General features: G+C 46.3%; 13 protein-coding genes and 1 pseudogene. 10 read left to right on the top strand and 4 right to left on the bottom strand.

Annotation, left to right across the window (positions count from 1 at the left end; all coding sequences use genetic code 11):
* The first annotated feature begins 31 nt into the window (after positions 1–31).
* Both M3085_RS05680 and M3085_RS05675 read left to right on the top strand, forming a co-directional pair.
* Positions 32–736, top strand: a complete 705-nt coding sequence (locus M3085_RS05680; protein ID WP_178257126.1) for an SIMPL domain-containing protein — start codon at positions 32–34, stop codon at positions 734–736.
* Between the two features lie 293 nt (positions 737–1029).
* On the top strand, positions 1030–1467 hold the full coding sequence (locus M3085_RS05675; protein ID WP_178257125.1) for an Hsp20/alpha crystallin family protein: 438 nt from the start codon (positions 1030–1032) through the stop codon (positions 1465–1467).
* Between the two features lie 64 nt (positions 1468–1531).
* Here M3085_RS05675 and M3085_RS05670 read toward each other — a convergent pair.
* Positions 1532–1921, bottom strand: a pseudogene (locus M3085_RS05670) (VOC family protein); the annotation flags it as partial.
* Between the two features lie 139 nt (positions 1922–2060).
* On the opposite strand from M3085_RS05670, the gene M3085_RS05665 reads away from it, so the two are divergent.
* The 3 genes from M3085_RS05665 to groL all read left to right on the top strand — a co-directional run bounded on the left by M3085_RS05665 (position 2061) and on the right by groL (position 5341).
* On the top strand, positions 2061–2981 hold the full coding sequence (locus M3085_RS05665) for a DMT family transporter (RefSeq protein WP_178257188.1): 921 nt from the start codon (positions 2061–2063) through the stop codon (positions 2979–2981).
* A 390-nt stretch (positions 2982–3371) separates the two neighbouring features.
* Positions 3372–3644: a co-chaperone GroES gene (locus M3085_RS05660; protein WP_178257187.1), complete on the top strand. Its 273-nt coding sequence runs from the start codon at positions 3372–3374 to the stop codon at positions 3642–3644.
* Between the two features lie 65 nt (positions 3645–3709).
* Complete coding sequence (gene groL, locus M3085_RS05655; protein ID WP_178257186.1) at positions 3710–5341, top strand: chaperonin GroEL; 1632 nt, start codon at positions 3710–3712, stop codon at positions 5339–5341.
* A gap of 65 nt (positions 5342–5406) precedes the next feature.
* On the opposite strand, the gene rmuC is transcribed toward groL, so the two are convergent.
* Both rmuC and M3085_RS05645 read right to left on the bottom strand, forming a co-directional pair.
* Positions 5407–6831 carry a DNA recombination protein RmuC gene (gene rmuC / locus M3085_RS05650; protein ID WP_178257185.1) on the bottom strand — a complete coding sequence of 475 codons (1425 nt, stop codon included), beginning with the start codon at positions 6829–6831 and terminating at the stop codon, positions 5407–5409.
* A 151-nt stretch (positions 6832–6982) separates the two neighbouring features.
* A complete protein-coding gene (locus M3085_RS05645) occupies positions 6983–7957 on the bottom strand; it encodes an ROK family protein (RefSeq protein WP_178257184.1) in 975 nt (324 codons plus the stop codon).
* A gap of 147 nt (positions 7958–8104) precedes the next feature.
* On the opposite strand from M3085_RS05645, the gene M3085_RS05640 reads away from it, so the two are divergent.
* The 5 genes from M3085_RS05640 to M3085_RS05620 all read left to right on the top strand — a co-directional run bounded on the left by M3085_RS05640 (position 8105) and on the right by M3085_RS05620 (position 13844).
* Positions 8105–8824, top strand: a complete 720-nt coding sequence (locus M3085_RS05640) for an ABC transporter ATP-binding protein (RefSeq protein ID WP_178257183.1) — start codon at positions 8105–8107, stop codon at positions 8822–8824.
* Between the two features lie 24 nt (positions 8825–8848).
* Positions 8849–10099, top strand: a complete 1251-nt coding sequence (locus tag M3085_RS05635; protein ID WP_178257182.1) for an ABC transporter permease — start codon at positions 8849–8851, stop codon at positions 10097–10099.
* A 2-nt stretch (positions 10100–10101) separates the two neighbouring features.
* Positions 10102–11346 (top strand): ABC transporter permease, encoded by a 1245-nt coding sequence (locus M3085_RS05630; RefSeq protein ID WP_178257181.1) that lies wholly within the window; start codon positions 10102–10104, stop codon positions 11344–11346.
* Positions 11347–11411: 65 nt separating this feature from the next.
* Positions 11412–12509: an efflux RND transporter periplasmic adaptor subunit gene (locus M3085_RS05625; RefSeq protein WP_178257180.1), complete on the top strand. Its 1098-nt coding sequence runs from the start codon at positions 11412–11414 to the stop codon at positions 12507–12509.
* A 3-nt stretch (positions 12510–12512) separates the two neighbouring features.
* On the top strand, positions 12513–13844 hold the full coding sequence (locus tag M3085_RS05620; protein WP_178257179.1) for a TolC family protein: 1332 nt from the start codon (positions 12513–12515) through the stop codon (positions 13842–13844).
* 93 nt (positions 13845–13937) lie between these two features.
* Here M3085_RS05620 and M3085_RS05615 read toward each other — a convergent pair whose 3' ends face one another.
* A complete protein-coding gene (locus M3085_RS05615) occupies positions 13938–15158 on the bottom strand; it encodes an anaerobic sulfatase-maturation protein (protein WP_249052494.1) in 1221 nt (406 codons plus the stop codon).
* Positions 15159–15204: the final 46 nt, after the last annotated feature.

The raw sequence follows: 15204 nt of genomic DNA, 5'->3' as shown, positions 1-15204 counted from the left end.
AATCGTTTCACTTATTTAATACCAATGTATTATGAAGAATTTTAGAATCGAAGCAGCCATTCTGGCTATCGGATTGCTGCTGTTGGGCGTATTTATTGAGAAAGGATTCAGTACATTTGCTGAACGAGACCGCAGTGTAAGCGTAAAAGGACTTGCTGAAATGGAAGTTCCGGCTAATAAGGTTACTTGGCCGCTGGTTTACAAAAGTTTAGGAAACGACCTCGGTGCACTGTACGACGAAATCAAACGTTCTAATCAGACTATTATCCAATTCCTGAAAGAAAAAGGATTGGATGAAAAAGAAATCAGCGTCAATGCTCCTGAAATCATCGACTTGAAGGCAGAACGTTACGGAAATACCCAAGCCGAAAACTACCGCTATAACGTAACAACTGTCATTACGGTAACGTCAGAGAAGGTCGATTTGGTTCGGGGACTGATTAGCGAACAGGGAGAATTGCTAAAACGGGGCATCGCCATTACGTCGGGCGAATATCGGTATAACGTACAATACGAATATACGGACTTGAACAAAATCAAACCGCAAATGATTGAAGAGGCTACCAAGAATGCCCGCGAAGCTGCCGAAAAATTTGCAAAAGATTCTGACAGCGAATTGGGTAAAATCCGCCATGCCAATCAGGGACAGTTCAGCATCAATGACCGCGATGCGAATACGCCTTATATCAAAAAGGTGCGTGTAGTGACTACTGTTGACTATTCTTTGAACAATTAAAGCTACATATTGAGTTTACAACACCCAGCGGGCTGACATTCTGTTATCCAATGATGACGGTTTGTCAGCCCGCTGTCAGTTTATACAGTTAACAATGTATGCAAACCTTTAAAAACAAATTCTTCTGGTTTAAAAAGGTTTTCAGAAGTTTAAAGTAACCGGCAGAGTTGTCAACCGCTCATCAAAGCGGCATATCGTTTGCACTATGTAAGGCGAATCGCGAAACCGAAAGGCGGAGGGGTTCAAAGAGATAACAAACGAAATGTATAACTAAAATATAGGAGATTACAACTATGATGCCTGTTAGAAAGTACAACAATCAGAATTGGTTACCGAGTATCTTTAATGATTTCTTTGATAACGATTGGATGGTAAGAACCAATGCCACAGCTCCTGCAATCAATGTAAGCGAAAGCGATAAAGATTACAAAGTTGAAGTTGCAGCTCCGGGTATGACCAAAGAAGATTTCAACATCCACTTGAGTGAAGATAACGAATTGGTCATCACAATGGAAAAGAAGAACGAAACGAAAGAAGAGGACAAAGAAAACAAGAAATACTTGCGCCGCGAGTTTTCTTACTCTAAGTTCCAGCAAGCGTTGGTTCTTCCGGACGATGTGGAAAAAGATAAAATCAGTGCCAACGTAAGCGATGGCGTTTTAACAATCGACCTTCCGAAACGTACACCTGAGGAAAAGGCTAAAGTCAATCGTCAGATTGAAATCAAATAAAGGTAACGCATAAAAACTTAGAAGCCTGCCGTGCAGCCGGTCGTCAGACGGACTCACACGGCAGGCTTTTTTTGTAAACACACTCGATGCGGTTTCCGTCGGGGTCGAGTATCACGCTTTCAAAATATCCGTCGCCCGACGTGCGCGGCTCGCCCACCACCCGATAACCATCGTTGCGCAACTGCTCTGTTATGCGCAACACATCTTCCTCGCCTGTAAAAGAAAACGCAAGATGTGTCAGCCCCCGCCGGTTTTCTTCGGGGATTTCGTCTGTCACGTCGGGGCGGCTCATCAGTTCCAGCGCTACCCCGCCTTCAAACGTTATGAAGTAAGATTCAAATCTCTTACGCGGGTTTACGTATTTTTCGTTACTCCGCCCGCCAAAATAACGGACGTAAAATGTCCGGAGCTCCTCTAACCGAAATGTCCAGAGGGCAATGTGATGCACTTTCATACCTCTTTTTTTATCAAAATCGGAGGTAAAGATAATATTTTCCATCGTTTTACGATGCTCTTCCGAGGCTTGAACGTAAAAAATTAATATAAAATCTGTATTTTTGCGCCCGTTAACACACATCTTTCAACAAATGAATATGAATACTAAAGTAAAAGGCTTTTTCTACGGGATTATAACCTCGGTTACTTTCGGTTTGATACCGCTGTTTACCTTACCGCTGATGCAGAAGGGAATGCAATCAGACTCTATTCTGTTTTATCGTTTCGTGGCTGCCACACTGGCGCTGGGCACGATGATGCTCATTAAAAAAGAATCGTTCCGAATCGGCGTACGCGACTTGCCGATACTTATCATACTTTCACTTTTCTATACCGGCTCGTCGCTGTTCTTGCTTTACGGCTACGAGGTTATGGGTGCCGGCGTAGCTACCACGCTGCATTTTACGTATCCGGTTTTCGTTACGCTGCTGATGCTGTTTTTGTTTCAGGAAAAAACGTCATGGGTAACGTGGACGGCTGTGGCGTTTGCCGTCGGCGGAGTGGCTAAATTGTCGTTGCAAGGCACTCAACTGCGAATCGAGCCGATACATGTCATCATCGTGCTGCTTTCCGCCGTAGGCTATGCCAGCTACATCGTAGCGGTCAATAAGTCACACATCCGGGAAATGCACAGCCGGAAGTTGGCTTTCTATGTATTTGTCTTCACGGCACTGATGTTTGGCATTAAGACGGGGGCTTCACAGAATCTGCAACCCATCCCCGACGCATGGGCGGTAGTCAACATCCTGCTGCTTGCCGTGGCTCCTACCGTGATATCGAACATTACGCTGCTGCTTGCCGTGCGTTACATTGGCGGTACCACGACCTCCGTTCTGGGTGCGCTCGAACCGGTCACTGCGGTATGTATCGGCGCATTAATATTCGGCGAGGAATTTACATGGAGCGAAGCGATAGGTATTGCACTTATCTTGATAGCTGTCACCATTGTAATCCTGAACCGAAACATCCAGAATAACCTTTCGCTCCTCATCAAACGCATCAGACCGCGTCACGCCTGAGATGCGAAAAAGAGGGGCTTAAAACCTATCGGAACACCCCATCAAACAGATGCACAGCCCAAAGGATGCGCTGTGCATCCTTCAAATCTATAAACATCTTATTTTTAACACCTTACGGCTTAGCCGAAAAGCTGAAAAATTCTACCCATAGAACCGACCTACACTATGGGTAGAACCGGTCAACGCTACCGCATGGGATGAGTAACACTACTCATAGCGTTTTTCAGGGTATAAAAACGGGAAACAGGTCAAAACTGACAGTCTTACCGACATTTCTGTCAACCAGAATACGCCAGTTTGTCAGTTTTCGGTTATGGCACAGTTTTAGCTAATAACTTAGCGTCCGCAACAGGACAAGAACAACGATAAACAGAATAAAAATATAGCATTATGAACATTAAACCATTAGCAGACAGAGTTCTGATTCTTCCTGCTCCGGCAGAAGAGAAAACAGTGGGTGGCATTATCATCCCCGACACAGCAAAAGAAAAACCCTTGCAAGGCGAAGTAGTTGCAGTAGGTCACGGCACAAAAGACGAAGAAATGGTCTTGAAAGTGGGTGATACCGTATTATACGGCAAATACTCAGGTACGGAAATCGAATACGAGGGTGTAAAATATTTGATGATGCGCCAAAGCGACGTTCTCGCCGTATTGGGATAAACGCACAGAGGAGTGTAATTACTCGGAAACTTAAAAAACTAACCAATTAAAAAACTGAAAGAATCATGGCAAAAGATATTTTATTCAATATTGACGCACGCGATCAATTGAAAAAAGGCGTTGACGAACTGGCTAACGCCGTAAAAGTAACGCTGGGTCCGAAAGGCCGTAACGTAATCATTGAAAAGAAATTCGGCGCTCCGCACATCACAAAAGACGGTGTAACGGTGGCTAAAGAAATCGAACTGGCTGATGCGTTCCAAAATACGGGTGCGCAGCTGGTGAAGTCGGTTGCCTCAAAAACCGGAGACGATGCAGGCGATGGTACAACAACTGCTACCGTACTGGCTCAGTCTATCGTAGGCGTAGGCTTGAAAAACGTTACCGCAGGTGCAAACCCGATGGATTTGAAACGTGGTATCGACAAGGCTGTTGCTAAAGTGGTTGAATCAATCAAGGCTCAGGCTGAAACCGTAGGCGACAATTACGACAAGATTGAACAGGTAGCCACTGTATCAGCAAATAACGACCCGGTTATCGGTAAACTGATTGCCGACGCTATGCGTAAGGTTTCAAAAGACGGTGTCATCACCATCGAAGAGGCTAAGGGTACGGATACTACCATCGGCGTGGTAGAAGGTATGCAGTTCGACCGCGGTTACTTGTCGGCTTACTTCGTTACCGACGCTGAAAAGATGGAATGTGTGATGGAACATCCGTACATCTTGATTTACGACAAGAAAATCAGCAACCTGAAAGATTTCTTGCCTATCCTCGAACCGGCTGTACAGAGCGGACGTCCGCTGTTGGTTATCGCCGAAGATGTAGACAGCGAAGCACTGACTACACTGGTTGTTAACCGCTTGCGCGGACAGTTGAAGATTTGTGCCGTTAAAGCTCCGGGATTCGGCGACCGTCGTAAAGCCATGTTGGAAGACATCGCTATCCTGACAGGCGGTGTGGTTATCAGCGAAGAAAAAGGCTTGAAACTGGAACAGGCTACACTCGAAATGTTGGGTACTTGCGACAAGGTTACCATTACGAAAGAAAACACTACAATCGTAAACGGTGGCGGCGACAAAGAAAACATTCAAGAACGTATCAACCAAATCAAGGCTGAAATCAAGAATACTACTTCTGACTACGACAAAGAAAAATTGCAGGAACGTCTTGCCAAATTATCGGGTGGCGTAGCAGTGCTTTACGTAGGTGCAGCAAGCGAAGTGGAAATGAAGGAAAAGAAAGACCGTGTAGACGACGCTTTGTGTGCAACACGTGCAGCCATCGAAGAAGGTATCGTTCCGGGTGGTGGCGTAGCTTACATCCGTGCCATCGAATCACTGGAAGGTTTGAAGGGCGACAACGCTGACGAAACGACCGGTATCGAAATCATCAAACGTGCCATTGAAGAGCCGTTGCGCCAGATTGTGGCTAACGCCGGAAAAGAAGGTGCGGTGGTAGTTCAGAAAGTACGTGAAGGAAAAGGTGACTTCGGTTACAATGCACGTACAGACGTTTACGAAAACTTGCACGCAGCAGGTGTGGTAGATCCGGCTAAGGTAACACGTGTGGCTTTGGAAAATGCGGCTTCTATCGCAGGCATGTTCCTTACTACCGAATGTGTTATCGTAGAAAAGAAAGAAGAAAAACCCGAAATGCCGGCTCCGGGAATGGGCGGCATGGGTGGAATGATGTAATTCTTTCCCGATAAAGATACTGTCAAGGCACAGATTCCGTGGAATAAAAACGGTTTAGCATAACGCTAAACCGTAAGTTCCGCAGAGTCTGTGCCTATTTTATTTGTATCCTCTCCGGCTTCACCGGCATCATCTGCCTCATCCAACTTATTCTGAATGCGGGGCGAGAATTTTTTCTTCGACGTAATGCCCAGCTTTTTCAGCATCTCAGCCTGACGAATCACATTGCCACGGCCGGTAGAGAGTTGCCCCAGCGCGTTTTCGTATGCCGCAGAAGCATTTTTCAACGTATCGCCTACTTTTTCAAAGGTTTCGGTAAAGCCCACTAATTTTTCGTAGAGAGCCGTACCGCGTTTCACGATGTCTTGAATGTTCTTCACTTGATACTCACGTTTCCACAAGTCGAGTGCCAAACGCAGGGCAGCAATCAGGTTGGTAGGACTCATCAGTACCACCTTCTTCTGATAAGCATAATTCCACAGATTCGGCTCGGTTTGCAGGGCAAGCACATAGGCCGGCTCATTAGGGATGAACATCATCACAAAGTCTAACGATGCCAAGTTATATTTCGAGTAATCCTTCCGGCTCAGTTCGTCAACATGCGTTCTTATCGAATTGAGATGGGCTTTAAGATACTGCTCTTGCTCTGTTTTGTCGGTACTTGCCACGTAATTGGCATACGCCGTAAGCGACACTTTCGAGTCGATAATCACTTGCCGGTTATCAGGATACACCACCAGCACGTCGGGTTGCATCCGTTTTCCCTCCTCGTTTCGGGTCACCTCCCCATGCTCGTCGGTTAAAAATTCCTGACGGAAATACTCTTCCCCTTCCCTCAAGCCGGAATTCTGGAGAATGGATTCCAATATCATTTCCCCCCAGTTACCTTGCGTTTTGGCTTCTCCCTTCAGCGCGCGGGTAAGGTTATTGGCATCGTCGCTGATCTGCTTGTTCAGCAACACCAGTTCTTTGATACGGTCTTCCAGCGAGAAACGTTGTTTCGACTCCTTGTCGTAGACCTCTGCCACCTGATGTTTAAACTCATTCAGGTTTTCACCAAATGGTTTCAGCAGGTTCATCAGACTTTCCGAACTCAACTTATTAAAACTTTCTGTTTTCTGTTGGAAAATCTTATTGGCAATGTTTTCAAACTCCATGCTGAATTGCTTATGAAGTTCCTCCATCTCGCGCTTTTGGTTTTCCAACTTTTCTTCTAACCCACGCTTCTCCACCTGTACGGCAGAAAGAGTCTGCCGGGCTTCCATCAGCAACCGACTGGTTTCTTCCGCCTGCTTTCGGAACAAGGCTGTTTCTTGTTTTTGCTGTTCCACCGCAACCGAAGCCTGACGCTGTTCGGCTTTCACCATTTCGTCGGCATGGGCTTCCTGCATTTGCAGTCGGGTATGTAACACGCCTATTTTACGCGATACCATCAGGTAACCCAACCCAAAACCTACGGCTATCCCAATAACTAAGTAAATAAACTCCATTGTTTTATGTATTTATATGGTTTCGTTTCCGCTTTTTCTTTCACAGTCCGGCAGACCGTCGCATCTCAAAAGCCTGCCCGGTAAAAAAAAGCGGAATATGCAAGTAAACTCACATATTCCGCTTCACGCTCTTTTTATGTGTAAAAAACTATCAATCTTCTTTTACTTCCCATCCCAATGCGCTTGCTCCCAACACGGCAGCATCGGCATCTTTCAACTGAGAAAGCAACAGTTTAGTTTTACCTGCGTAGATTTTCAAGATATTTTCATCGATTGCTTTCTTAATCGGCTTCATGATATAGTCGCCTGATTTAGCCAAACCACCAAACAGAATGATTGCTTCGGGGCTTGAGAATGCAATGAAGTTAGCTAAAGCTTCACCCAAAATACGGCCTGTATATTCAAAAATATCCAAAGCCAGCTTATCGCCTTTCACAGCTGCATCGTAAACATCTTTCGAAGCGATTTCTTCCGACGGAATGTTTCTCAACAAACTCGGTTCGGTACTTTGTACCAAGAACTCGCGTGCCGTACGTGCCACACCGGTAGCCGAACAGTATGTTTCCAAACATCCTTTACGTCCACAACCACACGGACGTCCGTTACGGTCGATAATAACGTGTCCTAACTCACCGGCAAAACCGTCATGACCGTACACTAACTGACCGTTGATAACGATACCGCTACCTACACCAGTACCTAAGGTAATCATTATAAAATCTTTCAAACCACGTGCTGCTCCGTAAGTCATTTCTCCGATGGCAGCCGCATTCGCATCGTTTGTCAGAGCAGTAGGGATGCCCAACTTTTCTTCAAACATAGCAGCCAAAGGAATCACTCCTTTCCACGGCAGATTGGGAGCAAATTCGATAGTTCCGTTATAGAAATTACCGTTCGGAGCTCCAACGCCCATACCTTTAATCTTTTCCGTACCGCCAACAGCCTGTATCAACGGAATCAACTTCTTGCAAACTGCATCTACATATTCGTCAATATCCTCATGCTGCTGCGTCTTGATAGAATCAGAAGACAGCACATTACCACGTGAATCCACGATACCAAAAACAGTATTCGTACCGCCGATATCCATACCTACCACATACGGTTTTTCCATGTTTATAGTCATGATGTTTATATTTTAGGGTTAATTATACAGACAAAAGTAAGGATTCGACACATATAGAGCAAATTTTTTTCCGTTTATTTACGCAACTGTGTAACTTTTTCTATATTCGCAGCGTCTAACAAGACGGAAACCAAAGATTATAATAGAATGATACACTTAAAAGATATAAACAAAACGTATCACAACGGGGCACCGCTCCACGTACTGAAAGGCATCAATCTGGATATTGAGAAAGGGGAATTTGTTTCCATCATGGGAGCTTCCGGTTCGGGTAAATCTACATTGCTGAATATTCTGGGAATATTAGATAACTACGATTCGGGAGAATATTATTTGAATGATACGCTTATCCGAAATCTGAGCGAAACGCGGGCGGCGGAATACCGAAACCGGATGATTGGATTCATCTTTCAATCGTTTAATCTGATTTCATTCAAAAACGCAATGGAAAATGTTGCCCTGCCGCTCTACTATCAGGGCATCAACCGCAAAAAGCGTAATCAGTTAGCTTTAGAATATCTGGAGAAACTGGGACTGAAGGAATGGGCACACCACATGCCTAACGAACTTTCGGGCGGACAAAAACAACGTGTTGCCATTGCCCGTGCCCTGATATCGAAACCGCAAATCATCCTTGCAGATGAACCTACCGGTGCTTTAGACAGTAAAACTTCGGTAGAGGTAATGAATATATTAAAAGAACTGCACGACAAGGAAGGACTGACTATCGTGGTGGTTACTCACGAAAGCGGTGTGGCGAATCAAACAAACAAAATAATCCATATCAAAGACGGAATCATCGAACGTATCGAAAATAACATCGACCATAATGCTTCGCCTTTCGGTAAGAATGGATATATGAAATAACACTAAAAAGAAAAGCACACGATTATGGTTGACCTGATACAAGAAATCTACGGAACTATCATGCGCAACAAGCTGCGCACGGCGCTCACCGGCTTTTCCGTGGCGTGGGGTATCTTCATGCTTATCGTTCTGCTGGGAGCAGGCAACGGATTGATTCATGCTTTCGAAGGACAGTCGGAAGGCATGATGATGAACTCCATGAAAATCTTTCCCGGATTTACATCGAAGCCTTATAAGGGATTTAAGGAGGGACGAAGCATCTCTTTGGATGAAAGCGACCGACTTTTAACCGAGCGGGCTTTCCCAAACCACGTCATTGCCACGGGAGCTACTGTAAGCAAAAGCGATGCTTATCTTGCGTACGGAAAAGAAACGGTAAGCATAGGCATAGACGGGGTATTTCCAAACTACCCGGAACTGGAAGCCGTAAAGGTGAAGGAAGGACGGTTTATCAATCAGCGCGACATGCAGGAACGCAGAAAGGTTATCGTGCTTCACGAAAAAACGGCAAAGATTCTTTTCCCTTCTACCCAACCGCTGGGCAAATATCTTAACTCTAACGGTGTAGCTTATCAGGTAGTAGGTATTTACACTGACCAAAACAGTTTCTCACCTACCGCACTGATTCCTTTTACCACCTTGCAAGTGGTATATAATAAAGGTGACAGCATCGACAACCTGATATTCTCTACCAAAGGACTGACGGATGAAGCTACCAACGAGGCTTTCGAGCGGGATTACCGAAAAACAATCGGAGGAAATAAACACTTCGCTCCCGACGACGACGGTGCTATCTGGATTTGGAACCGCTTTACGCAATATCTTCAACAGCAATCAGCCGCCAGCGTATTGCATATTGCCATTTGGGTTATCGGTATCTTTACTTTACTGAGCGGAATCGTGGGAGTAAGCAATATCATGCTGATTACCGTGCGAGAGCGTACCCATGAGTTTGGCATACGCAAGGCGCTCGGTGCCAAGCCGATGTCTATTCTTTGGCTGATCATCTCTGAAAGCGTTACGATTACCACTTTCTTCGGATACATAGGGATGGTGGCTGGAATAGCAGTTACCGAATACATGAACCAAGTGGCAGGAAAGCAAACAATGGATGCCGGACCTTTTTCTGTCACCGTATTCGAGAATCCTACCGTAGACATGGGTATCGCCATCCAAGCTACTTTAACTTTAATTATAGCCGGAACGCTTGCCGGATTGTTTCCTGCCCGCAAGGCTGTCCGCATCCGCCCGATAGAAGCACTTAGAGCCGATTGATTATGAGACGATTTGATTTAGACACATGGGAGGAAATCTTAATCACCATTACCCGAAACAAGACCCGCAGTCTGCTCACCGCCTTTGGTATCTTCTGGGGTATTTTCATGCTGGTAGCGTTAATGGGTGGAGCGCAGGGTATGCAAGACAAGCTGCAACAAGGGTTCGTAGGATTTGCCACCAACTCCGGTTTCATGGGAACGAACAGAACCGGACGAGCTTACAAGGGATTCCAGCAAGGACGTGCATGGGATTTGGAAAACAAAGATGTAGAGCGGGTTCGCCGCAGCGTAAGCGAAGTGGATGTCATCACTCCGTCGCTGGCACGGTGGGGAATCGAAGCTATTTACAATGAGCATAAGATATCGGGTACGCTGAAAGGGCTTTACCCCGAATACGGAGAGATAGAAGAACCGTCTATCACTTACGGACGTTATCTGAACGAGATGGACGTGCGCGACCGGCGCAAGGTGTGCATCATCGGGAAGCGTATTTATGAAACATTGTTCCCCGAAGGAGGAGACCCTTGCGGTAAATTCGTTGAAATCAATGGCATTTATTATCAGGTTATCGGCGTAAGTATGAGTACGGGAAACATCTCGGTACAGGGACGTTCGGAGACTTCCATCATCATTCCTTTTACCACCATGCAGCAGAATTATAATTTCGGACAAAAGGTTCAGTTGCTTTGTTACACGGCGAAAAAGGGATATGCCATCAGCGAGGTAGAAAAGAAAGTGGCTCAGGTAGTTAAACAAGCTCACTTTATTCACCCCGACGATGAGCAGGCCATGATTATTCTGAATGCCGAGGCTATGTTCAGCATGATGGACAATCTGTTTACGGGCATCCGCATACTGAGTTGGATTGTCGGACTGGGTACGCTGCTTGCCGGGGCTATCGGTGTGAGCAATATCATGATGGTGACGGTTAAAGAGCGTACCACGGAAATTGGTATCCGCCGTGCGATTGGTGCCCGACCGAATGATATTTTGCAACAGATTCTTTCTGAAAGCATGGTACTGACCAGTATGGCGGGAATGGCAGGAATCTCATTCGCTGTCTTTTTATTAGATATTGTAGAAAAAGCGGTTTCCGAACCAAACGCCATCGTTCATTTCCAAATCAGTTTTTGGGAGGCTATCGGTGCATGTGTGTTATTGATGGTGTTGGGGTTACTTGCCGGACTTGCCCCTGCTTATCGTGCCATGTCTGTAAAGCCGATAGAAGCGATACGGGATGAATAGCTCTTTCATCACTTAATTATAACTCTACCACTCATTTTATCTGAATTTAAAACGAATAGCAAGATATGAAAAAGTACATTAAAATCGCTGTATTGGTGCTTATCGCACTAATTTTCATCGGGACTTTTGTTTTCCTTTATCAGAAGTCGCAACCGAAAGAAACTGTATATAACATCCTCACTCCGGAGGTTACCGACCTGATACAGACTACCGTGGCTACCGGAAAGATTGAACCGCGCGACGAGGTGGAAATCAAACCGCAGATTTCGGGCATCATTGCCGAAGTCTATAAGGAAGCAGGGCAAACGGTTAAAAAGGGAGAAGTCATTGCAAAAGTAAAAGTTATCCCCGAACTGGGTACGCTGAATGCTGCCGAAAGCCGTGTGCGCTTGGCGGAGATGAACGGACGGCAGGCTGAAACGAATTTGGAGCGCATGGAAAAACTTTACAACAGCAAATTGGTGAGCAGCGAGGAATACGAACAGACGTTGCTTGCAGCTCAGCAGGCTCGCGAAGAAACCCAAGCAGCGAAAGATAATTTGGAAATCGTAAAAGAGGGGATTACAAAAAACAGTGAATCGTTCAGCAGTACATTAATCCGCTCTACCATCGACGGACTGATACTCGATGTGCCTATCAAAGTGGGTAATTCGGTTATCATGAGTAATACGTTTAACGACGGAACTACCATCGCAACCGTGGCCGACATGAGCGATTTGATTTTCCGTGGAAACGTAGATGAGACTGAGGTGGGACGCATCCGCGAGGGGATTCCGGTAAAAATCACTTTGGGAGCTTTACAGAACATGAAGTTCGATGCCAGTCTGGAGTATATTTCGCCAAAGAGTGTGGAAAACAACGGTGCCAACCAGTTTGAAATCAAAGCAGCAATCAACGTGCCTGACAGCGTTACGATTCGTTCGGGATACAGCGCCAACGCAGAAATGGTATTACAGCGCGCCGACCATGTGTTTGCCATCCCCGAAAGTGCGCTTGAATTCAGCGGAGATTCTACATTTGTTTATGTGCTGACCGACAGCGTACCGGTACAGAAATTCGAGCGCCGCCCGGTTACAACGGGTATCAGCGACGGCATCAAGATTGAAATCAAACAAGGACTGAAGACCGGCGAATCGGTTCGCGGGTTGAAAAAAGAATTATAATCCATGAAAACAGTATCGAAATACATCGTAACGCTTGCCGTCGTTACCGGAGTTTCTCCCGTTTTCGCACAACAGGCATGGGATTTAAAGCAATGTATCGACTATGCCATCGAGCATAATCTGACGGTAAAACAGCAGGAGGCAACGCGCGACCAGAATGAAATAGAACTGAATACGGCGAAATGGAGCCGCCTGCCTAACCTGAACGGTAGTGCATCGCATTCTTTTAACTTCGGACGAAGCCTTCAGGCGAACAATACGTACCAGAGCATCAATACGCAGAGTACAGGTTTGAGTCTGAGTACCAGTATCCCGCTATTCACCGGGTTGCAAATTCCGAACAGCATTGCGCTTGCCAAACTGAATCTGAAAGCAGCCATCGAAGACCTTAACAAGGCTAAAGAAGATATCAGCATACAGGTCGCTTCTGCTTACTTGCAAGTGTTGTTCAACGAGGAACTCAGCAAAGTAGCCCACGAACAAGTAAAGCTGAGCCAAAGCCTGCTTGAACAGCAGGAGGCGTATTTCAAAGTGGGGAAAGCATCTGAATCGGAATGGCGTGAGGCACAGTCGCGCGTGGCGCAAGATCAGTTGTCTGCTGTACAGGCTGACAATAACTACCGGCTTGCACTGTTGGATTTGAGCCAGCTTTTGGAACTTCCTTCGCCCGATAACTTCAGCATTGTTTCGCCTGAATTAGAAGGCGACAACTTTATCGGGACGCTCACCTCTCCTACCGACATTTACAATCAAGCCTTGCTGATAAAGCCTTCTATCAAGGCAGCCCAATACCGGCTGGAAGGTGCAGCCCGTAATATCCGCATTGCCCAGAGTGCTTATTATCCTCAGCTCAGTTTCGGAGGCGGATTAAGTACCAACTACTATAAGGTGTCGGGCAGAGACAATGCCGGCTTCGGCTCGCAATTACAAGATAACTTCAGCCAATACTTCGGACTGTCGTTAAGCGTGCCTATTTTTAACCGACTCAGTACGCGAAATCGGGTACGCTCGGCGCGTGTACAACAAACCGCACTGAACTGGCAGTTGGAGGAAAGCAAGAAAACGCTGTATAAAGAGATTCAGCAGGCGTATTATAACGCCGTAGGTGCCGAAAGCCAGTATCGGAGCAGTCTGGCCGCCGATACAGCCGCTCAAGCCTCGTTTAAGTTGACGAAAGAAAAATACGTAAACGGCAAGGCAAACGCCACGGAGTATAACGAAGCACGGACCAACTGGATGAAAGCCGTATCAGACCGCATTCAGGCGAAATACGACTACCTGTTCCGTACGAAGATTCTCGATTTCTATAAGGGCATTCCGCTTACTTTGGAATAATCTTCCTGAAAGTAAACGGTCAGGCGCAAATCTTATCGGTTGGTATCGTTTCATTTAACCGATAGGATTTGCGCCTGACTGTTTTCTGGTTTATCAGATTTCTCCCCGCCTGATGGCTTCCATCACGTTGGCAGGCGCACGCTGCGCCAGAAATTCTTTCTTCATATAATCCATGTAAGGAGCGGCGTGGCGGAAAAACCGGTAGTATCCCGCACAAAGGTAATTCAGCCCGCTTTCTCCGGAAGCCGTTTGGGTAAAACGGTTTTTCGGACATTCGCCGTTGCAGGCAAACAGAAACTCACACTCGCGGCATTGGGTAGGAAGGCTGTCTTGCTTCATCCGCCCGAACTGTTGCTGCTTTTCGCCATACATCATTTCCACAAGGCTTTTTTCACGGATGTTTCCGAGTTTGAACTCCGGAAATACAAAGTGGTCGCACGAATAGACATCGCCGTTAAACTCCATCACGCCGGCGTGTCCGCACTGCTTTGCCAGCGTGCATACGCCGGGCTGTTCGCCCACCCAGTTTGCCAGCGTGGAATCGAACAACTGAATATAAAAGTTGCCCACGTCATTGCGCACCCATTCATCGAAAATGGTGCAAAGAAAGTTGCCCCATTGTTCGGGCGAAACGGAGAAATCCGCCAACTTCTCACCCTCATCGAGCGGCGTGGCAAGATAACGCCCGTCGGCACGACGCTTTATCCGCTCTACGATGGGGGTAAACTGGATATAATGGCAGTCGATTTCCTTGAAAAAGTGATAAAAATCCAGCGGATAGTCGCCATTAAAATCGTTTACCACCGCCAGTGCGTTCCACTCCACCCCGTGTTTGTTCAGCAGGCGGATGCCCTGCATCACCTTGACAAACGAAGGTTTCCCCTGCCGGTTCCTCCGGTACTCATCGTGAAACTCCTGCGGTCCGTCGACAGACACCCCCACCAGCCAGTTGTTGGCGCGGAAAAACTCACACCACTCGTCAGTAAGCAGCGTTCCGTTCGTCTGGATGCAGTTTTCAATGTTTCTGCCGCCTGCATACCGTTTTTGCAGTTCCATCACCCGCTTGTAAAAGTTGAGCGGACGCATCAGGGTTTCTCCGCCATGCCAAGTAAAAAGAACGCTTGACATGGTTTGCGCCTGAATATACTCGCGAATGAATTTTTCTAACAACTCATCGCTCATCACGTGTTTGGAAATGTCTTTATACAAGTTCGATTTTTCCAAATAGTAGCAATAATCACATGCCAAATTACACACCGAACCGATGGGTTTGGTCATGATATACAGTGGTTTAGCAAAAGGGGCTATAATCATTTCGATCAGTTAAAAAATTATAGCCGTAAAGATACATAAAACTAAC

Origin of the sequence: Bacteroides caecicola (assembly GCF_023337095.1) — a bacterium.
Taxonomy (GTDB): Bacteria; Bacteroidota; Bacteroidia; order Bacteroidales; family Bacteroidaceae; genus Phocaeicola; species Phocaeicola gallinarum.
The sequence above is the reverse complement of the archived record's forward strand: the minus strand, read 5'-3'. Positions and strand labels throughout refer to the sequence as shown.